22 protein-coding genes are annotated in these 23766 nt (G+C 49.7%); 7 read left to right on the plus strand and 15 right to left on the minus strand.

Features of this window, described 5'->3' with window-relative positions; genetic code table 11:
* Window positions 1-29 precede the first annotated feature (29 nt).
* Window positions 30-473, minus strand: coding sequence for a MarR family winged helix-turn-helix transcriptional regulator (locus ACO9K6_RS11020; protein WP_424767612.1), 444 nt, complete (start codon window positions 471-473; stop codon window positions 30-32).
* A gap of 150 nt (window positions 474-623) precedes the next feature.
* On the opposite strand from ACO9K6_RS11020, the gene ACO9K6_RS11025 reads away from it, so the two are divergent.
* Window positions 624-1277: a M15 family metallopeptidase gene (locus tag ACO9K6_RS11025; RefSeq protein WP_424767613.1), complete on the plus strand. Its 654-nt coding sequence runs from the start codon at window positions 624-626 to the stop codon at window positions 1275-1277.
* 66 nt (window positions 1278-1343) lie between these two features.
* On the opposite strand, the gene ACO9K6_RS11030 is transcribed toward ACO9K6_RS11025, so the two are convergent.
* The 7 genes from ACO9K6_RS11030 to ACO9K6_RS11060 form a co-directional block, all read right to left on the minus strand.
* On the minus strand, window positions 1344-2360 hold the full coding sequence (locus tag ACO9K6_RS11030; RefSeq protein WP_424767614.1) for an LLM class flavin-dependent oxidoreductase: 1017 nt from the start codon (window positions 2358-2360) through the stop codon (window positions 1344-1346).
* A gap of 100 nt (window positions 2361-2460) precedes the next feature.
* On the minus strand, window positions 2461-2904 hold the full coding sequence (locus ACO9K6_RS11035) for an RrF2 family transcriptional regulator (RefSeq protein ID WP_424767615.1): 444 nt from the start codon (window positions 2902-2904) through the stop codon (window positions 2461-2463).
* A gap of 285 nt (window positions 2905-3189) precedes the next feature.
* Entirely contained in the window at window positions 3190-3540 is a 351-nt protein-coding gene (locus ACO9K6_RS11040) for a DUF805 domain-containing protein (protein ID WP_424767616.1), read from the minus strand.
* A gap of 176 nt (window positions 3541-3716) precedes the next feature.
* Window positions 3717-3962: a hypothetical protein gene (locus tag ACO9K6_RS11045; protein WP_424767617.1), complete on the minus strand. Its 246-nt coding sequence runs from the start codon at window positions 3960-3962 to the stop codon at window positions 3717-3719.
* 32 nt (window positions 3963-3994) lie between these two features.
* On the minus strand, window positions 3995-4903 hold the full coding sequence (locus tag ACO9K6_RS11050; RefSeq protein ID WP_424767618.1) for an aldo/keto reductase: 909 nt from the start codon (window positions 4901-4903) through the stop codon (window positions 3995-3997).
* A 121-nt stretch (window positions 4904-5024) separates the two neighbouring features.
* Window positions 5025-5438 carry a DUF2203 domain-containing protein gene (locus ACO9K6_RS11055; RefSeq protein ID WP_424767619.1) on the minus strand — a complete coding sequence of 138 codons (414 nt, stop codon included), beginning with the start codon at window positions 5436-5438 and terminating at the stop codon, window positions 5025-5027.
* Window positions 5439-5549: 111 nt separating this feature from the next.
* A complete protein-coding gene (locus ACO9K6_RS11060) occupies window positions 5550-6323 on the minus strand; it encodes a VOC family protein (RefSeq protein WP_424767620.1) in 774 nt (257 codons plus the stop codon).
* A 350-nt stretch (window positions 6324-6673) separates the two neighbouring features.
* Here ACO9K6_RS11060 and ACO9K6_RS11065 point away from each other — a divergent pair, with 350 nt between their 5' ends.
* Together ACO9K6_RS11065 and ACO9K6_RS11070 are read left to right on the plus strand one after the other, a co-directional pair.
* Window positions 6674-7342, plus strand: a complete 669-nt coding sequence (locus ACO9K6_RS11065; RefSeq protein ID WP_424767621.1) for an AlkZ-related protein — start codon at window positions 6674-6676, stop codon at window positions 7340-7342.
* 482 nt (window positions 7343-7824) lie between these two features.
* Window positions 7825-8910, plus strand: a complete 1086-nt coding sequence (locus ACO9K6_RS11070) for a ParB/RepB/Spo0J family partition protein (RefSeq protein ID WP_424767622.1) — start codon at window positions 7825-7827, stop codon at window positions 8908-8910.
* 69 nt (window positions 8911-8979) lie between these two features.
* On the opposite strand, the gene ACO9K6_RS11075 is transcribed toward ACO9K6_RS11070, so the two are convergent.
* The 5 genes from ACO9K6_RS11075 to ACO9K6_RS11095 form a co-directional block, all read right to left on the minus strand.
* Window positions 8980-10125 (minus strand): NAD(P)/FAD-dependent oxidoreductase, encoded by a 1146-nt coding sequence (locus ACO9K6_RS11075; RefSeq protein ID WP_424767623.1) that lies wholly within the window; start codon window positions 10123-10125, stop codon window positions 8980-8982.
* Window positions 10115-10861, minus strand: a complete 747-nt coding sequence (locus ACO9K6_RS11080; RefSeq protein ID WP_424767624.1) for a methyltransferase domain-containing protein — start codon at window positions 10859-10861, stop codon at window positions 10115-10117. Before ACO9K6_RS11080 ends, ACO9K6_RS11075 begins: the two co-directional genes overlap by 11 nt.
* Window positions 10854-12002 carry a type III polyketide synthase gene (locus ACO9K6_RS11085; RefSeq protein WP_424767625.1) on the minus strand — a complete coding sequence of 383 codons (1149 nt, stop codon included), beginning with the start codon at window positions 12000-12002 and terminating at the stop codon, window positions 10854-10856. Before ACO9K6_RS11085 ends, ACO9K6_RS11080 begins: the two co-directional genes overlap by 8 nt.
* A 315-nt stretch (window positions 12003-12317) precedes the next feature.
* Window positions 12318-13181 (minus strand): metallophosphoesterase, encoded by an 864-nt coding sequence (locus ACO9K6_RS11090; protein WP_424767626.1) that lies wholly within the window; start codon window positions 13179-13181, stop codon window positions 12318-12320.
* A 225-nt stretch (window positions 13182-13406) separates the two neighbouring features.
* Complete coding sequence (locus tag ACO9K6_RS11095) at window positions 13407-14909, minus strand: DUF4153 domain-containing protein (protein ID WP_424767627.1); 1503 nt, start codon at window positions 14907-14909, stop codon at window positions 13407-13409.
* Window positions 14910-15080: 171 nt separating this feature from the next.
* On the opposite strand from ACO9K6_RS11095, the gene ACO9K6_RS11100 reads away from it, so the two are divergent.
* Both ACO9K6_RS11100 and thpR read left to right on the plus strand, forming a co-directional pair.
* Window positions 15081-16871: an ABC transporter substrate-binding protein gene (locus ACO9K6_RS11100; protein WP_424767628.1), complete on the plus strand. Its 1791-nt coding sequence runs from the start codon at window positions 15081-15083 to the stop codon at window positions 16869-16871.
* 45 nt (window positions 16872-16916) lie between these two features.
* Window positions 16917-17486 (plus strand): RNA 2',3'-cyclic phosphodiesterase, encoded by a 570-nt coding sequence (gene thpR, locus ACO9K6_RS11105; protein ID WP_424767629.1) that lies wholly within the window; start codon window positions 16917-16919, stop codon window positions 17484-17486.
* Between the two features lie 16 nt (window positions 17487-17502).
* On the opposite strand, the gene map is transcribed toward thpR, so the two are convergent.
* Window positions 17503-18246, minus strand: coding sequence for a type I methionyl aminopeptidase (gene map, locus ACO9K6_RS11110; protein WP_424767630.1), 744 nt, complete (start codon window positions 18244-18246; stop codon window positions 17503-17505).
* 232 nt (window positions 18247-18478) lie between these two features.
* Window positions 18479-19453 carry an aldo/keto reductase gene (locus ACO9K6_RS11115; RefSeq protein ID WP_424767631.1) on the minus strand — a complete coding sequence of 325 codons (975 nt, stop codon included), beginning with the start codon at window positions 19451-19453 and terminating at the stop codon, window positions 18479-18481.
* 348 nt (window positions 19454-19801) lie between these two features.
* Here ACO9K6_RS11115 and ACO9K6_RS11120 point away from each other — a divergent pair, with 348 nt between their 5' ends.
* Window positions 19802-23134, plus strand: coding sequence for a DEAD/DEAH box helicase (locus ACO9K6_RS11120; RefSeq protein WP_424767632.1), 3333 nt, complete (start codon window positions 19802-19804; stop codon window positions 23132-23134).
* Between the two features lie 47 nt (window positions 23135-23181).
* On the plus strand, window positions 23182-23619 hold the full coding sequence (locus ACO9K6_RS11125; protein ID WP_424767633.1) for an ASCH domain-containing protein: 438 nt from the start codon (window positions 23182-23184) through the stop codon (window positions 23617-23619).
* Window positions 23620-23766: the final 147 nt, after the last annotated feature.

A 23766-nucleotide genomic window follows, 5' to 3' on the forward strand; every position in this document is an offset into this window, starting at 1 on the left:
GCTTCGTTTTTGTATTGTGAGACATCGCACTAATGTTGAATTTTCTTCAATAGCTCAAGCAGCTGCTTCTTCTCCGCTTGATTCAAGCCGTTATACTGTGAAGCTTGAAACTGCTCTTGCATCGGAACAACCTCGTTGAAGAGCTCTTTGCCTTTTTCCGTTAGCGATACGTATTTCGTCTTCCACTCTTGCTCCCGCTGCACCAAGCCCTGCCCCTCCAGCTTGCCAAGCAGCTGTGTAATATTGCCCTTGGTTACAAAAAGCTTATTGGCCAGCTGCTGCTGCGTTAACCGATCATGGACGCCAACTTGCGCGATCATATCAAACTGAGCGGCGGACAGGCCCCATTTTTTCAAATGCTGATGGGTCTCCCGAACGCTCTGGCTATAAACCCGCGATAAACGAAACCATATCATTAAGCCTAACCGTTCGTCGCGCTTAGATAAGAAGGAATTCGATTGATCTTGTGTCATATCAACACCTCAGCCTTCGTTATATTAATCAGTTTAGATCTAAACTGATTAAAAGTCAAATGTATGGAGGCCAATCCCCTACTTAGGACTAGGGAAACTCTGCTCGCAGTATGTTACTATAAGCGAATACCGCATATAAGGAGAACACGCATGATTGAACGGAATTCTTTGCACCAGCATCCGATGCCGGTTGGACGAACGACACCGGATACTGCAGCAAGAAGCAGACGGAAACGTAATCGATTGCTATTATTTATAACCTTGCTGCTTTCCGCCATTATATTATGGAGAGCCATATGGGAGTTGGAGCGTTCTCTTCCTCCTATCGATATTATACCAAATGAAATATCCGCTCCGCCTGTCAAAGAGCTTCATCCCTCCGTCTTCGCCAAACAAACGGAGCTAATCGCTCAAACGAAAAAAGCAGACATTACCATCCTCATAACTGACGGCTTCCGTTCCAACGCGGAGCAGGATGCAATATATGCAAAAGGACGCACAACCGGAGGCTCGATTGTCACGCAAGTACGCGGCGGCGGCTCTTATCACAATTATGGCCTCGCGATTGACTTTGCCCTGCGAACGAAGGAAGGCGAGGTCGTCTGGGATATGGAATATGACGGCAACGGCAACGGTCATGCGGACTGGATGGAGGTCGTTGAGATTGCTAAGCGGCTCGGCTTCTCGTGGGGCGGTGACTGGGATGACTTTCCAGACTATCCGCACCTGCAAATGGATTTTGGATACTCCATTCGCGAGTTGCAGCGCGGACAGCGGCCACCGGTAGAACAATTGAATCCCTAGCAAAAAGAGTGCAGACCTATTCATGATCTTCACTCTTTTTGTTATTCGTTCATTTTACTTGCACTTTCATTGCCCAGCGATAATTTCATAGGAATGCAAACGGGCCTGATGGTCAAAAATATGTGCGGCAACCATGATTTCATCCGCTTTTGTCGCTTCAATATACTGCTTTAGCTTATTGCGAACCGTCTCTGGTCCCCCTATAATCGATGAGCCCAGTTGCTGCTGCAACGCTGCTTTTTCCTGTATGGTCCACACCTGATCCATATCTTTGACCGGCGCAGGCAGCGGACCCCGTGTGTTGCGAATAAACGTAAGGAAAAGCTGCTGCATCGACGTGGCTAAGTATGCCGCTTCCTCGTCCGTATCCGCAGCGATCACATTAACCGCAACCATTCCATATGGTTTATCCAGTATAGCGGACGGTTTAAAGCTGCTGCGATACAGATTCATGGCCGGAATGGTAAAGTTCGGCGAGAAATGTCCGGCAAATGCAAACGGAAGACCCAGCTGCGCAGCCAGCATAGCGCTAAAATCGCTGGACCCAAGCAGCCAGATCGGAATATCCAGCCCTTCGCCCGGAATCGCGCGAATCGGCATACCCACTTCCGCACTGGACGGATCCAGAAAGGCTCTTAGCTCGGCAAGCTGCTCGGGAAAATCTTGTCCGTTGCTTCGCCGACTGCCTCTTAAAGCTGCGGCTGTAAGGCCGTCTGTGCCGGGCGCCCGGCCCAGCCCTAAATCGATTCGGCCTGGAAACAGCGACTCCAGCGTACCGAACTGCTCGGCGATAACAAGCGGTGCGTGGTTAGGCAGCATGATGCCGCCAGAGCCTACGCGAATCGTTGAGGTTCCTGCAGCTACATGACCAATCACAATGGATGTAGCTGAGCTGGCAATACTCGGCGCGTTGTGATGCTCCGCAAGCCAGTAGCGGTTGTAGCCCCATTTTTCCGCATGCTGGGCAAGATCTAATGTGTTGCTGAGTGACTCGGCGACAGTGCCTCCTTCAACGATAGGAGAAACATCGAGAACTGACAGGGGGATACCATAAGCTTCGTTTTTTTGCAGTGCAGTAGACATCATGATCACCTTTTTCTTCGTTATCGGCTCTTTAACTGTATTAATTTTAAGTACATATTGGCCAACAAAAAAACAAATGCCGCGGCTTACTCAGCATTCGTTATTGCTGCTGTACCTTATACTGCTGTCGACATTCTTTGATCTTGTCCAAAGCCGTTTGCAGCGTATTTTGCTCCAAATAAGCGACGTAATGCTGCTCCGCCTCGTGGAAAAAATGATCCATAACACCTTGTATATTGGCGGATATCACACAATCCTCTTCCGGATTACCAGAGCACCAATGCGGCTTCAGCGTCCCGCCGGAGAGCGCTCGATAAATGTCAGCGAGCGTAACCTCTTGTGGTTCACAATTTAAAATATAACCGCCGCCGATGCCTTCCTTCGTTGTGACAAAGCCATGCTTCCGCAAAATACTCATAACCTTGCGAATTCGTGTTGGATTCGTTCCCACATTACGTGCAATCGCCTCACTGCTGGCCATATGATCGGGCAAATAAGCTAACAGCATCAAGCTGTGAACCGCTACAGTAAATTCACTGTTCATAAAGGGAACTCCCTCTCTAGAAGAGATACTGTAATCATATTTCATACAGTTCTTGAAGTCAAATCTTGTGCTATGATAAGCAACGATAAAAACCGCATTAGGAATTTCACCCCGTTGCTGGTTTTCATGCTATTATCATAGCACATTTTAAGGCTCAACGGTTCCATCCTCTGCCCAGCCTGTCGTCATGAATGTAAGGGGTCAGTCCAGGGCTGCTGCTGGATGATACAAATAAAAAGAAAGACCTCCACGAAGATCTCTCTTTTTATACCAAATGATTTTATTTTAGTTGTTTAAATATTTTGGATTGGGTCCATATTTATTATTCTCTTCACTATCTAAACACATAAATACAAGTAAGATAATACCTCCAACTAGTGGGATAAGACTAATCAATAACCACCAACCGCTTCTTCCCGTATCGTGCAGTCTTCGTACACTAACAGCTAAAGATGGCAGAAGAATAGCTAAGGAATAAAGCCCTGTTAATACCGCAGGCATACCTGTCACTGCTTCCACTATGGTAAGAACAAGTGAAATGATGAAGCTAAAAAGCACAAACATCCAATATTCCTTACGTCTTGCTCTTCCTTGAAATCCCACGTAATTTTTTAACACTTTCAAATACCATTCCATCTGAACGCCACCTCATCTAGTTATTTATTATATTTACGGGAACCGTAAATTTCATAACTCTTATATTCTTCGGTAAAAAGAATACATAATTAAAGATGAATACTCAAAATCACAACATATTATACCTCGAATGCTTTATAAAGGGAGTTTATTCAAATCACTCATTTTTAATTACTTTAATTGATATAGAGCCTCAAATATTCAGGGTAAGCACGCGGATGTATATCCATAGCCCGTTTCTGTGTCATTTCTTTCACTTCGGGTATGTTCTCCGCGTCAATGAAATCAGCGAGCACATCGATCACATCATCCAGAAGCTTCACTCTAAAATAAAGCTCCATTCGTTCGAATATTTCATCATGCGCATATGAATGTTTTATGGCCCACTCTTTTACCTGCTCCTCAGCTAAATGCAGATCCATTCTCAATCCCGCCTTCTCTTATCCTCATCTTTCTAACGGTGCTGTTCATAGTGGTTAGCCCTGCTTAGTTGCCGAATCGCATGAAGCTCAGCTTGCGTCAGCTCCTCTTCGCTGCCCGCCTCTAGATTATGTAATAGCTGCTCAATGGAGCTGGCTCCTGGTATAACGGTAGCTACAGCCGGATTAGACAGCGCGTATCGAATAGCCGTATGCGCTAAATCCCGGGAGCCGCCATCCAGCCTCTGCAAGCCTTGTATGAGCTCCAACAGCTCCTCCTTACCATAATCCAAATATCCGCTTCCCGCTTTTTCAATTCCTCTGCTCGATAAAATCCCTTTCGCCACCGGCCCGCGGGCAATAACGCTTATCCCCTTATCTGCAAGCAAAGGAAGCACCGTCTCCTCCGGTCTTCTATCCAAAATACTATACTGGCTCATTACACTAACGATATTGGAGCGCTCCGCATATTCCCGAATGACGTTCGGACGAATCGAGGATATGCCATAATAACGGATATACCCTTCTTGCTTCAGTTCCTCGAACGCTTCTATCGTTTCCGAGATCTTGTCCTCGATCATTCCGCCGTGCAGCTGATACAAATCGATGTAATCGGTTTGCAGTCTGCGCAGGCTCTCTTTGACCGCTGCTTTGATATAAGTCTTGGACGGATCCCATGTCCAGCCGGCCTTGCCGGGCTCCCAGCGATTGCCTACCTTCGTTGCCAGAATGACATCAGAGCGACGTCCACGCAGCGCTTCACCAACAATCTCCTCATTGCGCCCTTCATCGTATAAATCCGCCGTATCGAGAAAATTAACGCCGCGATCCAGCGCTTCGTGAATGATGCTAGCCGCCTTTTCCTTATCCGTTCCAAGCGACATGCAGCCAAAGCCGATCTCGCTCACCTCAAGCTCTGATTTTCCCAATCGATTTCGCTTCATCGGGAACACTCCCTTCTTCACCCTACGATTTCTTTAATAAACTTTTCAAGCCGTGACTCTTTGACGCACGAGCTTCTTAGAAGGTTGCGGATAACCATGGAGGACATGGCGCATTGCACCCTCATGCTTCAGGAAACGGCTTACGCCCGATAAAGCCATCATGCCAGCCATGATAATGGGAAGCCTCGTCTTCCCCTTCCTTCCAGCAAATCAGAATTTCTTCACCGTCCAGCATCGCCGGAAAGTCAAGCAGGCCGGGCTTAATCATTTTTAGAAGGACACCTTTACGGGAAAAATTTTCAATCAACAGATCGGTTTCTATTTTCATAAAATCAAGCTTGCTTTCCATCTCAAAAAAAGGATCCTGCGCGTCCATGCTCCCCTTGTGAGCCTGCTTATACGTCGCTTTCGTCATTTGATACTCCGTATGGAGGTCCTCGAACTGCTCCATTACTTGCTGAAGCTGTCTCAAATCGGCCTTTAACTGAGGGAGCAGCGCATTCGCTTCACTGCGTGTAAATCGTTTGTTCTCCATGGTGTCATCGACTCCTTATGTCCATATTGTCTATCTCTGCTTTAGAAATACCCTGACCTTTATTATAAGTTGAAATCCACTTGATCCATCACTCTATATGGTACTACTCCATTATTCGGAGCAAACCATTACGACATTGCCATCCGGGTCTTTAACGGTGAAGAAGGCTATTTCTCCATTCCGCTCGATATCAGTAAATACTTGTACTCCGTTTGCAACCAAATATGCCTTCGCCCCCTCAATATGACTTGATAGAAGCATAAACAAAGTCTTATAATCATCGCCTTGACGAAAGCGATTATTGTCTAGCAGCACATCGCTGCCGCTTTTCATTTCCAGCACATAAATAGACTCCTCTGGCTCAGCTTGACGGCACGGAAGACCGAGCACTTCACTATGAAACGGAATGGCGCGATTGATATCGGTGACATTAATGAAGACCGAACCCACTTTGTTCGAAATGGGACTATCCGTTTGCTTAAGCCGCTCCAAAGGCGGGGAATGGTAGTTGGATTGCGTTACCATGATTGCATTGCCGTCCTTATCGGCAAAACCCAAAAAGGCGAGCCCGGGATGCGGACGCTCAATCGGATACAGCAGCCTCGCTCCCATTTTATCTAAATAACGATACGCCTCATCGATATCCCCCGTCTTGTAGCTGAACAGCACATGCTCGGTATCCGGATTATTGTGACTGTTATCGTCCAATATCATCCCCGTGCCGCCTTCCAGCTCCAACCAATAAACAGGACCGCCGTTCAGCCTCTCCTCCAGCAGCGGCAATCCCATGACCATGCTGTACCACTCAGCCGAGCGCCTAAGATTGGACACATGAATAAATACGCTTCCTACTATATTCTCAATCGGACTTTGCATCGCTTCCATCTCGATGCCTCCTTATTTTCCAATAGACTGCTCAACCTCTTTAGACACTTTATCTATCACAAATTATACAGAACATATGTTCTTTTGTAAACAATTCCATTAAATGTATTTTTATTAAACCGACTTCGCCATAGTATCCTTCAAGCACATACTTCCTACTGGCGGAAGGTGCGTTTAACGCCGTCATGCGTACCTCCTATCGCCCGTTTATTTTCCCGACCTCACGATAAAGATAATCCATTTTCTTTTTAACCTTATACGCCTCTCAATCTTATTTTTTAGATTGTGTGAGATACGATAATTATGGATAATACTAATAGAATTGGCTACCTTCATTTAGGAGTGAAAGCATGAACATATCGATTTATCCGGAATTCGTTCATTTAGTCAAGCAATTTAAGATTTTTCCGTTCTCCGATCTTATTCCCGAGCATCCTTCCCTAACGGCCGTAGTCGCAGATAACGTATGGCATACCGGTACCGAGCTCGATCCATGGCTGTGGCGCGTCAAAATCGTACAGGATGAGCATGCGGCTTACGGCAAATTTTTTGGCAGCAAGCTGACCTTCATCCAGGTTGGTTTCTTCCCTTCCGTTCAGATGCTGCTCTCGCAGGGCAAAAGTGTGGAGGAAAGGTATGGCAGCGGCTTGATGTCCAAGGATGCCAGAAACATTTTCAGCATTATAAAAGAGGCTGGCCGAATCGACTCTCGCAATTTGCGAAAGGCATCCGGTCTGACCCCCAAGGAACAAAAAAAGGATTACGAGCGTGCGCTTGTGGAGCTTCAAAATTTTGCGGATATCGTTATCACCGGCGCACAGGAGAGCGACTTCGACGGCGGCTGGAGCAGCATGTGCTTCGAAAGCGCGGAACATTGGCTAAACGTGACGCTTGGCAGAAAACCCGCTGCGCCGGATAATCTAGCAAGCGCTAAAGCTGCCGTCAAAGCGGAGCTAAGCAGCGTTTGCACGGAAAAAGCAATGAAATACTTAGATAAGAAGCTAAAATTTAATTTGTAGGTTCTGGATTGGGGAATTTGGGAAGATGCTCATACTTTGCTTGGGCATCTTCCTTTAGCTTAGATTGCTCTCGAGTCTTGAAGCACTTTTTCAAAGTTATCCCTATCTTCTACAAGAGTAATGTAGGATTTACTAAAATTGAAATTCGTGATTTTGGATTCAATATAATTACCTTCGGTATTTACAGCAGAATTAGCCCCTTCCTCACTCAACACAGCATAAGCCGCCCATTCTGCTGCATTCCTGCAGCACATCACCTTATGTGATCGATGATATGAAACGGGCCCCATCAGCCGATTATTTAAATTACTACCATAAATGTAACTCATAGCAGTAGTCAAACCAATCATTTCCTCAAATAAGCCCATGAGCTATAATAGATAGGTTCCTATCGGACGCACTCAAATCGAAACAGCCAACTAAAACGGAAGCCGTCGCTTCCCATGCCAGCTTTACTTCATAAAAAAGTAAGGAGAATTAAAATGGATATCATTGAAATTTTAACGGAGTTAATTGACGAGGATACCGATCAGCCTAGATACCAGTTCGACGAGGAAGCGCTGGAGGAATTAATGAAGAGCATCGAGGAGCTAGGGCTGCTATCTCCCATTAAAGTTAGAACAACGAGTAACGGACGTTATAAAATCATATATGGGAACCGCCGCTACAAAGCGAGCAAAATGCTCGGCCGTAAAACAATTCCTTGCATCGTCTCTACCGTTACGGATGAGATGGAAATTTACTTGGAGCAAATCGCGGAAAATTTAACGCGCGAAGGCTTCTCGCCAATCGAGGAAGCGGAGGCGTTCAACAAGCTGCTGAACGATCCGAAATTCAGAAGCTCTACTAAGTTTCTCTCTGGCAAGCTTGGCAAACCGGAAAGCTATATCAAAAACAAATGCGAGCTGTTGAAGTTCGGCAATGCAGTCAAGAAGCTGATTGTGAACGGCACCGAAATCCGGAAGGACAAGCTGACGGAGGACCAACTGCTCCCGCTAAAGGATTTGCCAATCGAGCACCGTGATCCGCTCGCGCTCATCGTTGCGAGAGACGAGCTGCCGGTAAGCGATGTGAAGAAGATAGCAAAGCTGTTCAAGGACAAGTCGATCTCGGATAGCACCAAGGACAAGCTCCTATTCAAGACAGGCAGCGGTCTTATCGAAACGTGGTCGACCTACGAACAGAACAAGGCGGAACGCGCCAAGCCCGCTGCAGAGCCGAAGCCGTCTGCGAAGGCGAAGAAGCACGAGCAGGAGCAGGAGCTGGCACAACAACCGGCACAAGAGCAAGAACGGGCAACGAAGCAAGATGTGTCCCAGCCCTCAGCTACAGTTGTTCCGATTGAGCTCATGCTTCAAACGCTCGCGGCCGCGCTTCCACCCCATAGTCCGCTGCCGGCAGATGTGCTGAATTCCGTCGCTGCGATCCGCGCAAGCGAGCAAGACCGCTTTGCCCATGCCGTAAACTCGATCATTAACAGCCTAGAGCAGCATTTGACAGAATGGAGAACGGTGCGTGAGCTCGTCAAGACCACATCCGTAACGGCTATAGCGTCATTACAGGAGTAGCAACAGAAAGGCTGCTTCCAAGGTCCATGACCCTGGAAGCAGCCTTTTTCTCTTTGAGTAATGTTCGCATTACGCTCGATACGGCTTCAATCTTGTAGCTCGAACCAATTCCTGTGCGATTCCCGGCGCAAGCCTTGCAGCACCAGGCAGCAGTCTGGACAGCTGAGGCATGCCCAGCAGCCATTGAAGCAGGCTTCCCCATCGTAACGGTCTATTAAACTCCTTCTGTATAGAGCGTGTGAATGTATCGCGCCATTCCTCCATCGAGAGATTTCCTCGTAAATAACGATCTGTAAGCGGAGCGCACAAGGCCGCCGACCGCAGCGCCATCGACATCCCGTCTCCGCAAAGTGGAGGAATCATTGCAGCCGCATCGCCTAAGATAGGCATTTTATCCCATGGAACCGGCCTGCGATTAAGAAGAACAGGAGCAACAGCAGTTTGCGTGCCCGCCACCATCTCGGCGTGTGCGAGCCTCTTCTTCAGTCTTGGGTTTCTCCGTGCTGCTTCTTCGATGAAGGCCTGTATCGATTTTCCCGTATTCGTAAAGGATTCCCGCTCCAGCAGCGCCGCCGCATTCACAAGTCCGCCTTCGATCGGACATATCCCTAAGTAGCCTCCGCGAAAAAAATACATCTCCACGACCGGCTCCATCTCAATCCCGTGAAAATGTGATTTTACCCCCATATACGACTGCTTCGCAGAGCGTCCCGGTCTATAGCCCGGCAGCCCGGATCTCGGATTTCCGCCCCATGCCGCAATGACCGTCCTGGCTTCAATAAGGCGATCCTCCCCGTTCTGCCTTGTCCATACCTTATAGCCCTTTCCGCTAGGCTGAACAGCCGTAACGACAGCACCAGTCCGGATTCTTGCGCCAGCTTCCACAGCGGCATGATGCAGTGCGGTATCGAGCGAATATCGGCTGAGTCCCCAGGCTGTGCCGGGAAGCGGCATTTCGATTTCCGCTCCATTTTCAAACACGAACCGCAGCCTTTCGATCAGACTTGGCCGGAGCGTCTTAAGCGATTCCATCAAGCCGAAAGCTTCCAGCGTACTCTGCGCTTCCGGCGAAAGAAATTCCCCGCATACCTTATGCCGAGGAAAAGTCTGACGATCAAGAAGCACCGTATCCCAGCCTCTATCGGCCAAGTCCTTAGCCAGACTGCTTCCCGCAAGGCCAGCGCCGAGTACAGCTGCATCAACCCTATATCCCATTCTGTTCAACTCCGTCGATTGGCTTTAGTATTGGCTTGCCGATCACGACTGCGTAACGAAATAAAGGTCTCCAGCTGTAATAAAACTCCCTTAATGCCAGCGTATTTCTGAGCCTTTTCCAATCCTTCGCCTGAAAGCCCTTCGCCACGGACAGCGGACCGTCATGCCGGATATAGCGATTCGAGGAAAGGATATGCGTCGTCAGCCATACCGCAGTCCATGCCAGCCAGTGGCGATGAATGTCATTAATCACAACGCCAAGCTTTGCAGCGTTCATCATGCTTGCAACGACAGACGGAAGCTCATCCTCGGAAAAATGATGCAAGAACTGCGTTCCCGTAATCATATCCGCACTCTCGCGTGGCAAAGCAAATAAGTCCCCTTGCCGCACCTGAACACGAGACTCGTTGCGGAACAACTGCCTCGCCTCCGCGCAAGCTTCCTCCGTTACATCAACTAATGTAATCGTGAGCTTAACCCCATTGGCATCAGCCCATTTTAGTAATCTGCGATTCACATCGCCGGAGCCTGCACCGATATCCAGGACAGACAATTGTTCCGGCCTGCCTGCTGCGCGCCACAGCCGTTTTACCCCATGGAGCGTAGGCGCCGCTGCAGCATACAGCCGATTGAGCAGCCGGAGCTGCCGCAGCGCTTCGCGTAGCTCGTCTCCTCCACTCGAGAAATCGTCCATTAATTCAGCAGCCGTCGCCCGGCTCTGCAGCGCGCTAGGCATACAGCTCGCCCGCAAGCTGCTCATTTGTTAAGATCGATGGAGCATAAGCGATTTTGATCATCTCCGCAGTCAGGCCCGGTCCGAAGGCCAGAGCAATTCCTCCCGCCCCTGCTGAACCCTTCTTCTGCAGCTGCTTTCTCATCGCATCCAGCACGAACAAAATCGTAGCAGAGGAAACATTCCCGATCTCGCGAAGGACGCTAAGGCTTGGCGCGACTTGCTCATCCCTAAGCCCGTACCTGGCTTGAAGCGTATCGACGATGCCCCGTCCTCCGGGGTGAATCGCCCATAGCTCTGGCCGGTAGTCTCCGCATAAGCGCTCTACCTCGCTCGGAATCCATTCCCCGATCAGCTTTGGGATTTTGGTCGACAAGTACAAATCGAAGCCGTAATTGCCCACCTCCCACACCATCTCCTCCGCCCCTTCGGAGAGGAGAATGGAATGATCGTCTCCTAACTGAAAAATATGCCGATGCTGTTCTCCGGCAGCGCCTACTACGCAAGCCGATGCGCCATCACCGAAGAAGGATGCGCCGAACAGCGAATCACGATCGCCTGACGGCTGAATATGGAGCGTGCACAGCTCGACGCACACGATAAGAACATTTGCTTTCGGATCGCTTGATACAAGCTGCTTGGACAAGCAGACTGCTTTTAGACCTGCAGCGCAGCCAATAAAGCTGAGAGGGATCCGGGTGACATTAGACGCTAAGCCAAGCTGGCGTATCAAGGCAGCATCGATGCCGGGTAAAAACTGCCCGGTGCAGCTAACCGTGATCAGGTGCGTAATGCCGCTTGGCTCCGTCTTGCTGTCCGCTAACGCTTCTCTTGCCGCTTGTAACGCTAGAGGGACGGACTCTCTCTTGTAAATGTCCATACGTTCAGCAGTCGTGGGTGCATCCGCGGCCGAATTGCTCTGCATGTAACGGCACTCCGAGGCTTCAGCAAGCAGGTTCGGCTCACAGGTATAGCGGCGCTCTACGCCGCATTGCTTGAATATTCTCCTCGCCCAGCGTGCCGAATCCGGCTTGTCGCTTAGCGCATCAGCTAATCTGCGCGCTGTATCCATCTGATCAAGCCGATAAGACGGCAACGCCGTCCCCATTCCTACTATCGCAATCACGGGATTTGTATGCTCCATACGGTTACATCCATCCTCTCTCATCTAACGGACAAGTTTGTTCCTATAATCAAATCTATTCTTAGCATGTCCACAATATGACTTTTTCCGGTTCTTATTCGGATCTAGCAGATCTTCGTGGATGATGCTTTCAGTCCAAAACTATAACTCCATAGTCAAGCAGCTGCGTCCAAATTTCATTTGTAATAAACTTGAAATCTAATTTTCATCTTGTTTTAATATAAACCCTCTATACTGAATTCAACCCCCTTTTGTAATATATATATGGAAAAGACCCACAGCATCGTAGCTGTGGGTCACTTTTTTCCTTATAGGTTAATGGTTTGAACGCGTAAGCTCCACCAGCACGACCTCTGGACGGTTAAACAGCCTTTGCGGCACGACGCTGTTTCCAAGTCCTCGGCTGACAATCATCGTTGTACCTTCTTCCTCATACTTTCCTGCGTCGTATTTCGGCCAGAAGCCTTGACCTGGCGCGATCAACCCGCCGACGAACGGCACCCTGACCTGACCGCCGTGTGCATGGCCGGAGAAGGTCAAATCTATCTTATGCTTTAAATAAACTGAGAATAGCTCCGGACGATGGGATAATAGAATCGTAAAGAGATCATTTTCCTGCGGTTCCGCTGCCTCAAGTGCCTTGCTGATATGTTCATTCATCTTATCAACATCGCCATCGGCAACCACGTTAAAGATCGGATCATCCACACCGGCCATGCGAATTTCGCCTTGACCGAGGGTAATAATCTCGGTATCGTTCCTCAGCACATGAACGCCTAGGCCAAGCAAGCCTTCTTCAAGCGTCTCATATCGGTTCGAGGCCCATTCGTGATTGCCCGTTACATAATAAACAGGCGCAAGCTTTGTCATTTCTCGCATAAGAGTAAGGCTAACCTCGGCGTTGTACCTTTTGCTATCCACCAAATCGCCAGTCATAACGATAAGATTCGGCTTTAGCCCGCTGACCTTTCGAACCAATCGCTGCTGCTCCTTGCCAAAGGCTTTGTTATGCAGATCCGTCAGTTGGACAATACGATAGGAATCAAAGCCCTCAGGCAGCTTGCTGGAGCTAATCTGAAATTCAGTTACGCTGAGCTCGTTATTTTCAAAATAAAGAAAGGCCGCAAACGCTAGTATGATCAGAGGAATGAGATAAAGCTTTCGCTTCTTTTTTCGCATAATTTACAAGACTCCTTACTAACCTTTCAGGTAAAATCGCCCTCCGGCCGCAGTATACTTTTAATAGCGCCAACTACAGCATAGGGTCTATAAATTTGAATCGAATGCTAGTTATCTTCGACTATAAAGTGTTTGGCAGCTTTGGTCAAACCGGATAACCTCAGGAGCGTACGCACCGATCCAAAAATGCTATTTTAGCCACACTACAGCTCTGCCTCCCGCTCATCACTGCACCCGCTCCTTCGACAGATTCCATGACTGCCATTTGTAGTCCTTACGAGCCTGATCTCGCAATCCCTCGATAGCTTCATTCAGCCCCTCCAGCTTCGGATACTTCTCCTGAAGCTTCAGCAGTGCGGGGGCCGCATCCACCGACAAGGTGCCTAAATAAGCAACATCGATCTTTTTGGTACGCTCGAAGCGTTCAATGTTAGTCTCAGCGATACGCGCATCCAAATTGACGTAGTTCATCAACACATAAGCGACGATGGATACGCAAATGTACACTTTCGCCAAGGAAAACCGTTCCTTCCAAATACGGATTATCGCAACGACAAGCAGAATGCCCAAGTAAATCATAAAGCCGTGCACCAGCAGTCTTGTCTGCGTAAAGCCGTATGCATCCTCATATAAAGAAAGCCGACTATAGGCGGATACGAGCATCACGATCGTGCAGCCGATCAGCACGCTAAGCGAAAGCTTGCGAATCCATTCCGCTAATGTGCTCGTGCGCCGGATCAGATGAAGTCCGCACATAAGCAAACCGATGTTGATAAGGGCAACCATAATTAATTCCGCAAAGCCTCTGCGCGCGTATTCGGCATAAGCCGCCCATTCTGGCAGCAGCCCGTTCGCCGCTCCAAATAGGTATGAAAATTGAATGACGGCGAAGAGTACATACACGATATTCATCATAATGAGCAGCGTGCCTGCCGTAATGGGATCAAATTCAAGCCTTTTACGCTGAATGACGCTGTTGTCTTGCACGGATGGCTGCATGCCGCTGGCTGTATCGGTCGATTTGCGGAACAACAGCCCCCATATGTAACAGAATGCATACAACGCGAAGAGGCCGGCAGCGATTACCCGCAGCACCCCTTCACCGAACGAGAACCGGCCCAGCGCGTCCGGAATTTCAATCAGCCATGAAAGAAAAATTTGGTCCGCAGACGCAAGCAGAGAAACGACAATGATCAGAATGGGAGCGGAGAGAGCGAGGCCAAGCGCTATTTTGCCCAGCGTGCTCCTGGTTGAATTTTCGCTTCTGTTCGTTTTCCAACGGTCATTAAACAGGGTGAACGGCACCGCGACGAACGCGAATGGCTTCACTAAGCTGAGAAACAGCAGCTCGGTATAAAATCCCCCTCTATACCAAGGCTGCACGCTGCTGCGCGTAAGCAGCACCGTTTGCGCAACAACTAAGGCAAATATCGCAAAACTATTCAACATCCGAAAGAGGCTGTTTGCATATAAAGCATACGTCAGCGTTAACAGAAATATAGGAATAAAGAGCAGCAAGCCTGAGCTCGCCTGTCCCTGCCATTTCTCGAAGCCTCCCATCCTCCCCTTAATGGAGTAGAAAAACAGTCCGTAGAAGCCGAAGACAAATAGTAAAGCGGAAATGCCGGCAGACGCCCCAATGTACAAATACTGACTAATCACCCCGAACAAAAGGGCAAGAACGAGCATTCTTTCATACCTTTTCTGCCATGGTGCCGGATCTCTCATATCATTCACTCCTTAGCATGCCGTCTGCAGAATACGCTGCCGCGAGAGCAGCAGTTGCCACAGGTTATGCTATTTGTTATTTACCTCCTTTTATTGTAACCTAGAAAACAAGAACAAAAAGTGCAAGTTATAATTGGAAAATTTCATATTTTATGAAAGGTGTATTTTTATATGAAGATCAGGCGGCATTACCTAGCAATCAGAGCTGCATTCCCTTCTATTCACGAAGATCATCCATTTGAAGCTACGACGCAGGAGCTTGCAAATTTGCTGGATTGCACACATCGAAATATGGTATTGCTGCTCAAGCGGATGCAGCAGGAAAATTGGTTAACCTGGGCGCCTAAGCGGGGTCGGGGCAATCGCTCCAGCCTTACCTTTCTGGCAGGCTTGGAGGAAATCGCCCTTCAGGAAGCGCAGGAAATGGTGCGGAAGCAGGATTTGCGTTCCGCGCTTCAGCTGCTGGGGCAGCAAGAGGAGTCAGCGAAACTTCGCGGGCAATTTCAGGACTGGCTGTCCAGTCAATTCGGCTTTCATACGGCTGTGCAGGGCAAACGGCGAACCGATATTTTGAGATTTCCGCTGCCGCAGCATATCCATACCCTAGATCCGGCAGCTATCCATTACACCGGCGAATCACATCTCGTGAATCAGCTGTTCGACGGTCTTGTTCAGATCGATCCGAAGGGCGAGCAGATTCTGCCGCAGCTAGCTCATGCCTGGGAGGTCGATGCTTCGCGTACATTATGGACCTTCTATTTGCGCAAAGGGGTGCTGTTCCATCATGGCCGGGAGCTCGAATCCTCCGATGTCAAATATTCGCTGGAGCGATTAAAAGCGCTGGCGCCGCAAGGCTTATACAGCTGGGTATATTCGGATATCCTATCTATGGAAACGCCGGATGACACGACGATTCGCATTCAATTAGCGAAGCGGAACGAAGCCTTCCTTTCGTTTTTATCAACGAACCGGGCATCGATTGTGCCACAGGATGCATGTGAAGCCGCGGGTGACCGATTCGGCAGCCGGCCTGTCGGCACTGGCCCCTTTCGACTGGATGGACATGAGCAGGGCGTTTGGATATTAGAGGCGTTTAAGCCTTATTTTCGCGGGAGAGCCTTTCTGGATCGGGTTGAGGTCTGGACATTAGCAGATGAAGCTCTAGGCGAGAGCAGTGATGAGCAGCAAACCTTCCAGATCATGCACAATGCGAGATTGTCGGATACGGCCGCACAGCGCTGGCAGCAGGTCAGACAGTCCGGCATGACATGCAAATTCATTACCGTCAATGATAGAAAGGATGGTCAGCTCGCCAATCCAACAATTAGATCGGCAATTGATTTAGCAATTAATCGGACGGAGCTGCTGCAGCTGTTATCGGGCGATGTCACCGAAGCCGTGAACAGCTTCTGGCAAGAAACCTCTCAGAATCGTGAGAGCGTAAGCGAAGCGGTGATGGATTGGGCGGGCATCCAAAAAGAGCTGGTCTCATCAGGCTATAATGGAGAGACGCTCAGCTTGGCGACGATCCCCCAATACGAAGCGGATGCAGCGATCATCCAGAAAGTATGCGCGAGATCCGGCATTCCGCTTGAAATCCATCTGATTTCCGCGGAAGACTTTAAGGGCTCCGCCCGCATGTCTGCCGATCTCCTCCTCTTTGCGATTATGCTGGACGAGCATCGCGAGCTTAGGCTGATCGATCTGTTCAAGAGCATGCAGCAGCATGCGCTGCCGATCGTTAATGACATGCTCGAGCGAAGCATCGGCCTGCTGCTGGCCGAGCCGGAGCCGGAGCGCAGAGCGGAACTATTCAGACAAATTGAAGATCAGCTCAAAGAGAGGCACAGCCTGCTGTTCCTCTACCGGAAGCATCTGAAGACCGCCTTCCACCCATCCGTCCGCGGCATTTCGCTGGAATCGCTGGGCTGGGTCCGTTTCCGCGATATTTGGTTTACGTAGTAGAGAATGATTCCTGTGTACAGCAAATTTACGGGGGTAAAAGGAATGGAAAAAGCCATCAATAAGGAAAACACATTGCGTTTATTCGTTGCTTTGCCGCTGAAGGGCCACGCTGCCGAGGCCTTGAATCAGTGGGTATCTACTGAGAAAGAACGGCTGCCGTTTCGAAAATGGGTGCATGCTGCGGATTATCATATCACGCTGCAGTTTCTCGGCGATGTATCTGCTGACAAGACGGGAACGCTGCAGGGCGCTCTTCGGGAGGTACAAGCAGCTCAAATTGAACTGGTCCTAAGTAAAGGAGGAGCCTTCGGCCAGCCGAAGGCTCCTCGCGTGCTTTGGTCCGGCGTATCCGGCCAACTGGAAGGACTAGTTTCACTGCACAATAAAATCATAGAGCAGACTCGTCCCCTCGGTTTCATACCAGAGGATAGACCCTTTAGCCCGCATATTACACTGGCCCGGAATTATGTGGGCAAAAAGGACATGCCGATGGAAGCCTTAGCTTCACTTCCGACGGGCTTCGGTTGGACGGCGGAGCATTTCGTGTTGATGCGAACCCACATGCATGCGTCACCCATGTATGAAGCGATCGGCACATTCCCATTGCGCTGAATGCACTCCAGCACCATCAGGCAACCGTCAAAATAATCGGCTTATCCTTCGTAATGATAATCGTATGCTCATGCTGCGCCGCGAAGCTTCTGTCAGGCGTGCGGAGCGTCCAGCCATCCATTTGCTGGACAACATAATTAGCTCCGGTTGATAGGAACGGCTCAATCGTAATGACAAGTCCTTCCTTCAAGATGCGATTATCGCGCTTGTTGTTAATGTGTTGTATTTGCGGCCATTCGTGCACCGCTCTACCAACACCATGACTGCACAAGCTTTCAATAACCTTATAGCCGCCTTGCCTCGCCTCCGCTTGAATAATTCGGCCGATTTCATTAACCTTGACGCCGGCCTTCAAGGATGAAATGACTTTCATCATCGTATCATGCGTGTAATTGCATAAGCGAAGCAAGGCTTCGTTATAGGGCGGCAATTGAAAGGAGTGTCCTGTGTCCGCTATATATCCATCCTTCTCCGCGCATACATCAATGTTGATAAGATCGCCTGGATGCAGCTTCCGGCTGCCCGGTATGCCATGGGCCACCTCATCATTTACGCTAATACAAGTATGACCTGGAAAATTGTATCGTTTCTTCGGTGCCGAGACTGCGCCGTGATTTTGCAATATTTGTCCACCGAGCTCATCCAGCTCCTTCGTCGTCATTCCAACACGTGTTTGGCGCTTCATCTCGTTTAATGTTAATGCTACGATTCTGCCGATTTCCCTAAGTCCCTCTTTATCCTTCAGTGAATCTGCCGTCATGCTAAACCTCCCTTCAGCTTCTTGCACTAATATTGTATTACGCAACGCGTATTATGCTGCTGCGTACAAATATGAAATACAATATATTATACAGATCATGGAGGGTGAGGGGTAAGAATGGATTTGAACCGTCTTTGGGCGGAGGCTTCGATTGATGTTTACAATCGTTCCAATTCTTGTTGTTATCGTAATGCGACACACAAGGGGATTAGATAGTTGCCTTCGAGCGTTCTTAAGACAAGCGATAAATCGCGAATGGCTCTCCATAACGGAAGGACTCGCTAATGGCCGCAAGCTCTGAGCGGATATCAGCACTCAACTCCAATAAGATGCTCTTCACATTTTCCTCCAGCTGCTCCACGCGTGTCGCGCCTACAATCACCGTCGATACGACCGCCTGCTGCATAAGCCAGGACAGCGATAGCACGCTGGCAGTGCAGCCGATTTGATTCGCCAGCTCTCCGACTTTATCGCTTAGCGCGATCGTCTTGCTGTCCAGAAATCGTTTGAAATTCGGATCCGTCTGCGCGCGCGAACCTTCCGGCGCATGCCCGGTTGAGCTGTACTTGCCTGATAAGATCCCCCCTGCCAGCGGGAAATAAGGTATGATGCCGACACCCTGGTCAAGACACATCGGGACAAGCTCGTTCTCCGGCGTCCGGTCGGCTAGAGAATAGCTGACTTGGGTCGATACGTATCGATTCAGCCCGAGCCGGTCGCTGATTCCAATCGCCTTCATCAACTCCCATGCATGGTAGTTGGAGGCGCCGATATAACGAACCTTCCCCGAACGCACCATATCCTCAAGCGTGCGGAGTGTTTCCTCTAGCGGCGTCTCCGGATCGAAGGTATGAATTTGATACAGATCCACGTAGTCGGTTTTCAACCGCTTCAGACTGTTCTCGAGCTCCGTCTGCAAATGGTAACGCGATGAGCCCCGTTCGTTAACTCCCTGTCCTTTTGGCAGACCCGCCTTGGTTGCGAGCACGACGTTGTGGCGGTTACCTTCTAATACTTGTCCGATAATCGTCTCAGACTGCGTTCCCGCATAGATGTTAGCGGTATCGATAAAATTGATTCCTTTATCCAGCGCATGATGAATGATTTGCTTGGAGGCTTCGAAGTCAGCACGTTTCCCGAAGGAGTTCGTACCTAGCCCCAACGCCGATACCTTTAAGCCGCTGCCGCCGAGTCGGCGATATTCCATAACAATCAGCTCCTTTAAGTTAACTGCTTCATTTGCTTGTCCTAATTATAACGTTGACTTCTATCCACGCAAAATCAGTTTCATTGCAGCGCATCGCATTCCCTTAGAAAGATAAGTTTTCTCGCACTTTTTCGCTATATTGCTCCTCTGACCGCATTCCACTCGCTTGATTAACTAGCCATCCATAAATCGGGCCAACTCCAGCCAAACTCCCTCGGGTTCCCGTGTTGAAGCACGAATAACGACTAGCCTATTCTTTTGTTGGCTCTGTCCCTGTGACATCTGATATGATAAGAACTAATGAATTTATCGGAACACCCGTTTCCGTCTACCGGGGGGACTAACGCCATGCGTGCACCTTTATCCATACGAATCATTAAATTGCTATGCGGCGACGCCTTCTATGAGAGAGGCGAAGACTACTATAAGGCTGGAAAAGTATCGATCACCCATGCCGAAGAGACAAGCTATGATGCGGTCGTTCATGGAGAAATGAGATATGACGTGTCTATCGTTATGGATCGCAGCGGTGATGTGGATGCCCACTGCAGCTGCCTGGCTTTCAGCACCTATGACCATTACTGCAAGCATATCGCGGCCGCGCTATTGCAAATTCATGCTTTGGAGGAAGCCAGCAATAAGCCGGCACGCAAATATCCTTCCCTGCTGCATCCGGAGAATCAGCCCTTAGACGAAGAGGAAGACTACGAAGCTGAGGGGCATCTTCGCCCGCAGTATGCGCGGAATGCGGCACTATTCAGTTCAGATACACGGCTTGCCAGTGACTTGCTCGGATTGTTCGGCGGCAAGCCGCTTCGCTCCAGCGGCAGCGGTCAGTTTTTTGACACCAGAACTCCGCTCGAACTAGAAATCACATGCAAGCTTCACCCTTACGGCTTTCGTAAGCATATGATCGGCATTGAGCTGAAGGTCGGCCCAGGACGGCTGTACATCGTTCAGAAAGTAAGAGATTTTCTCGATAAAGTCGACAGGCGCGAGCCATACATGTTCTCCAAGCATTTCACCTATGATCCGGCCCTGTACAGCTTCTCGCTCGCTAACGATGCGATCATGAAGCAGCTCATTCAAGTGTTTCGCTATGAAACGATGTACCGGGACTCCTCCACGCGCTCCTTCTTAAAAGAGGCGCCTGCGGGCGGCGACCGGCTGCTGCTCGTCCCTCCCTTCACATGGGAGGCACTGCTGCCTCTGATCATTGCTGCGCCTTCCGTGAAGCTAGTCCAAGGCGGCCGTACATTTGACGGCCTTCAGTTGTCCGATGAGGCGGTTCCGCTCCATTTTTCATTCGATGAAGCCCGAAGCGACGGTTATCAGCTTGTTATCGAAGGGCTCGATCAGATAACGATTATGGAAGAGTACGAGCTGGCTGTATCCGAAGGAAGGCTGATCAAGCTAAATTCAGACGCGTGCAAGCGCCTTGCAGAGCTGAAGCAGCTGCTCTCCACTTCACAACAGCCAAAAATCCATATTGCTCCCGAGCAAATGGAGCCTTTCATGGAAAAGGTCGTACCCGGCTTGATGAAGCTCGGCAGCGTCCAAATCGCCGAGACGATCGCAGACCGCATTCTGCAAACCCAGCTCAAAGCCAAGCTGTATCTGGATCGGGTCAGAGACCGGCTTCTCGCTGGGCTTGAATTCCAATATGGCGATATCGTCATCAATCCGCTCGATGTGAGAGGTAAGAAACGCGGCACCGATCGCATTCTTATGCGGGACGGAGAGAAAGAGCGGCGCATTCTTGAGCTCATGGATTCGACCCCCTTCGCCAAAACCGAGGAAGGCTACTACATGGAGAATGAGGATATGGAGTACGAATTTCTGCAGCATATCGTTCCACAGCTGGAGAAGCTGCTGGCGGTATACGCCACGTCGGCCGTGAAGGTGCGGATCGTGACCAAGCATGCGCCTCCTTCTATCAAGGTCGATATAAACGAAAGAACCGACTGGCTCGAATTCAAATTTAATATGGACGGCATTCCAGAATCGGACGTTCGGAACCTGCTGCAATCACTTGAGTTCAAGCGCAAATACCACCGGCTGCCGGATGGCGCGCTGCTGCCGCTTGAAACCGCGGAATTTCAAGAGATCATTCGTTTCTTAAACGATGTAGGCATACGTCAGAGCGAGCTGCAGGGCACAAATTTTCGTGTGCCGGCCGTTCGCGCCATGCACCTCATTGATTCGAATGAGAACAGGAAGGCCGTTAAGCTTGGCAAATCATTTCGTCAGCTGCTGGAAAATATGCGGAACCCGGACAATCTGGACTTCCCTGTTCCGGAGCATCTGGCTCCCGTGCTTCGTGATTACCAGAAGTATGGCTTCCAATGGATGAAGACGCTCGCGCACTACCATTTTGGCGGCATTCTTGCCGATGATATGGGACTTGGCAAAACGGTGCAGGCCATTTCTTTTATCGTCTCCATGCTGTCTGAAATACGCCAGCAGCAGAAGCCTGTGCTGATCGTCTCGCCCGCTTCCCTCGTTTACAACTGGTTGAACGAGCTGAAAAAGTTTGCCCCAGAGCTTCTCGCCGTCATCGCCGATGGTACCAAAGCGGAGCGCAATACGGTGATAAGAGATTCGGCAAAAGCGGACATTATCATTACGTCATACCCGCTGCTTCGACGAGATATTGTTCAATATGCGAAGAAAGACTTCCATACGCTCATACTTGATGAAGCGCAATATTTCAAAAACCATACGACCCAGACGGCCCAAGCCGTAAAAGCAATACAGGCCCATTACCGCTTCGCGCTAACCGGAACGCCGATAGAAAACTCACTCGAGGAACTGTGGTCGATCTTCGGCGCTGTCTTTCCCGAGCTGTTTCCCAGCCGCAAAACGTTTAATGAGCTTACCCGTGAGACAATCGCTCGCCGCACACGTCCCTTTCTTCTGCGCCGTCTCAAGCGCGACGTCCTGCAGGAGCTGCCGGAGAAAATCGAAACGCTTCAGGCGTCCGAGCTGCTGCCGGATCAGAAGAAGCTGTATGTGAGCTTGCTGGCCAAGCTGCAGCAGGAAACGGTCAAGCATTTGAACGAGCAGAGCTTCCATCAAAATAAAATTAAAATTTTGGCAGGCATCACCAGACTGCGTCAGCTTTGCTGCCATCCGTCCTTGTTCGTCGAAGACTACAAAGGCAGCTCCGCCAAGTTCGAGCAGTTGCTGGAAATTATTGAGGAATGTCAAAGCGCGGGCAAGCGATTGCTTATATTCTCGCAATTCACCGAGATGCTCGCCCTGATCGGGCGCGAGCTTGGCTATCTGGGTGTGCCGTATTTCTATCTCGATGGCCAGACTCCCGCCGCCGAGCGCGTTGAGCTGTGCAGCCGTTTCAACAACGGCGAGCGCGACCTGTTCCTACTATCCTTGAAGGCTGGAGGCACCGGTCTCAACCTGACGGGAGCTGACACCGTCATTCTGTACGACCTCTGGTGGAACCCTGCCGTCGAGCAGCAGGCCGCCGACCGCGCGCATCGCATCGGACAAAAAAATGTTGTACAGGTGATCCGTCTCGTGACGCATGGAACGGTCGAGGATAAAATGTACGAGCTTCAGCAGAAGAAGAAAAGCCTCATCGACGAAATGATCCAGCCGGGACAGGAAACTTTGTCTTCCTTGTCCGAGCAGGATATTCGCGAGATCCTTATGCTGGAATAAAACAACGCTTAAAGGGAGAAGCTTTTATTCATTTAGGAGGCGGATGAATGAAGGTACTATCGATGATTCAGCCCTGGGCTTCTCTACTGGTGCTTGGCGAGACCAAATACGAAACCCGATCTTGGAAAACAAAATATCGCGGTCCGCTTGCCATCCATGCCAGCCAAAAAACGGATAAGCAGGTCTGCAGGCATGAGCTGGTCATCGCAAAGCTCGCCAAACACGGATACTCGGCGGAAATGCTTCCAAACGGGGTTATCATGGCAACCTGCCAGCTTACAAACTGCTATCAGGTGATCGAGAACAGCGGAACGTCTGCGATACTAGATGAAGGACAGGTCGTTTCGGGTGTCGATTACCTGTTCGGCGACTATGATACCGGCTATTACGCCTGGGAAATCAAGGATCGGCAAATACTGAGCGCTTTCATCCCGGCCAAAGGAAAGCTTGGTTTGTGGGAGTACATATCAGAGGGATCAGAATGATGCTTCCCTAGTCTGAGTCGTAGAGCTATAGGCCAATAACAAGAAGCTGTCTAAACGGTTTAAACGACCGTGATATGCTCCCCATACGGTAGACAGGTGAAATAATAAAACCTGCTACTGTAAGGGGAGTTTTTTCATGCCTAAAGA

Source organism: Paenibacillus praedii, from assembly GCF_049725345.1.
Classification (GTDB): Bacteria; Bacillota; Bacilli; order Paenibacillales; family Paenibacillaceae; genus Pristimantibacillus.

Coding starts and splice junctions, on each gene's coding strand:
- ACO9K6_RS11065 (WP_424767621.1), top strand. CDS start 6,674: ATGAACATATCGATTTATCCGGAATTCGTTCATTTAGTCAAGCAATTT.
- ACO9K6_RS11085 (WP_424767625.1), bottom strand. CDS start 12,002: ATGGAGCATACAAATCCCGTGATTGCGATAGTAGGAATGGGGACGGCG.
- ACO9K6_RS11020 (WP_424767612.1), bottom strand. CDS start 473: ATGACACAAGATCAATCGAATTCCTTCTTATCTAAGCGCGACGAACGG.
- ACO9K6_RS11025 (WP_424767613.1), top strand. CDS start 624: ATGATTGAACGGAATTCTTTGCACCAGCATCCGATGCCGGTTGGACGA.
- ACO9K6_RS11080 (WP_424767624.1), bottom strand. CDS start 10,861: ATGCCTAGCGCGCTGCAGAGCCGGGCGACGGCTGCTGAATTAATGGAC.
- ACO9K6_RS11060 (WP_424767620.1), bottom strand. CDS start 6,323: ATGGAAGCGATGCAAAGTCCGATTGAGAATATAGTAGGAAGCGTATTT.
- ACO9K6_RS11070 (WP_424767622.1), top strand. CDS start 7,825: ATGGATATCATTGAAATTTTAACGGAGTTAATTGACGAGGATACCGAT.
- ACO9K6_RS11090 (WP_424767626.1), bottom strand. CDS start 13,181: ATGCGAAAAAAGAAGCGAAAGCTTTATCTCATTCCTCTGATCATACTA.
- ACO9K6_RS11095 (WP_424767627.1), bottom strand. CDS start 14,909: ATGAGAGATCCGGCACCATGGCAGAAAAGGTATGAAAGAATGCTCGTT.
- ACO9K6_RS11125 (WP_424767633.1), top strand. CDS start 23,182: ATGAAGGTACTATCGATGATTCAGCCCTGGGCTTCTCTACTGGTGCTT.
- ACO9K6_RS11120 (WP_424767632.1), top strand. CDS start 19,802: ATGCGTGCACCTTTATCCATACGAATCATTAAATTGCTATGCGGCGAC.
- ACO9K6_RS11055 (WP_424767619.1), bottom strand. CDS start 5,438: ATGGAGAACAAACGATTTACACGCAGTGAAGCGAATGCGCTGCTCCCT.
- ACO9K6_RS11115 (WP_424767631.1), bottom strand. CDS start 19,453: ATGGAATATCGCCGACTCGGCGGCAGCGGCTTAAAGGTATCGGCGTTG.
- ACO9K6_RS11035 (WP_424767615.1), bottom strand. CDS start 2,904: ATGAACAGTGAATTTACTGTAGCGGTTCACAGCTTGATGCTGTTAGCT.
- ACO9K6_RS11040 (WP_424767616.1), bottom strand. CDS start 3,540: ATGGAATGGTATTTGAAAGTGTTAAAAAATTACGTGGGATTTCAAGGA.
- ACO9K6_RS11050 (WP_424767618.1), bottom strand. CDS start 4,903: ATGAAGCGAAATCGATTGGGAAAATCAGAGCTTGAGGTGAGCGAGATC.
- ACO9K6_RS11045 (WP_424767617.1), bottom strand. CDS start 3,962: ATGGATCTGCATTTAGCTGAGGAGCAGGTAAAAGAGTGGGCCATAAAA.
- ACO9K6_RS11075 (WP_424767623.1), bottom strand. CDS start 10,125: ATGGGATATAGGGTTGATGCAGCTGTACTCGGCGCTGGCCTTGCGGGA.
- thpR (WP_424767629.1), top strand. CDS start 16,917: ATGGAAAAAGCCATCAATAAGGAAAACACATTGCGTTTATTCGTTGCT.
- ACO9K6_RS11030 (WP_424767614.1), bottom strand. CDS start 2,360: ATGTCTACTGCACTGCAAAAAAACGAAGCTTATGGTATCCCCCTGTCA.
- map (WP_424767630.1), bottom strand. CDS start 18,246: ATGACGGCAGATTCACTGAAGGATAAAGAGGGACTTAGGGAAATCGGC.
- ACO9K6_RS11100 (WP_424767628.1), top strand. CDS start 15,081: ATGAAGATCAGGCGGCATTACCTAGCAATCAGAGCTGCATTCCCTTCT.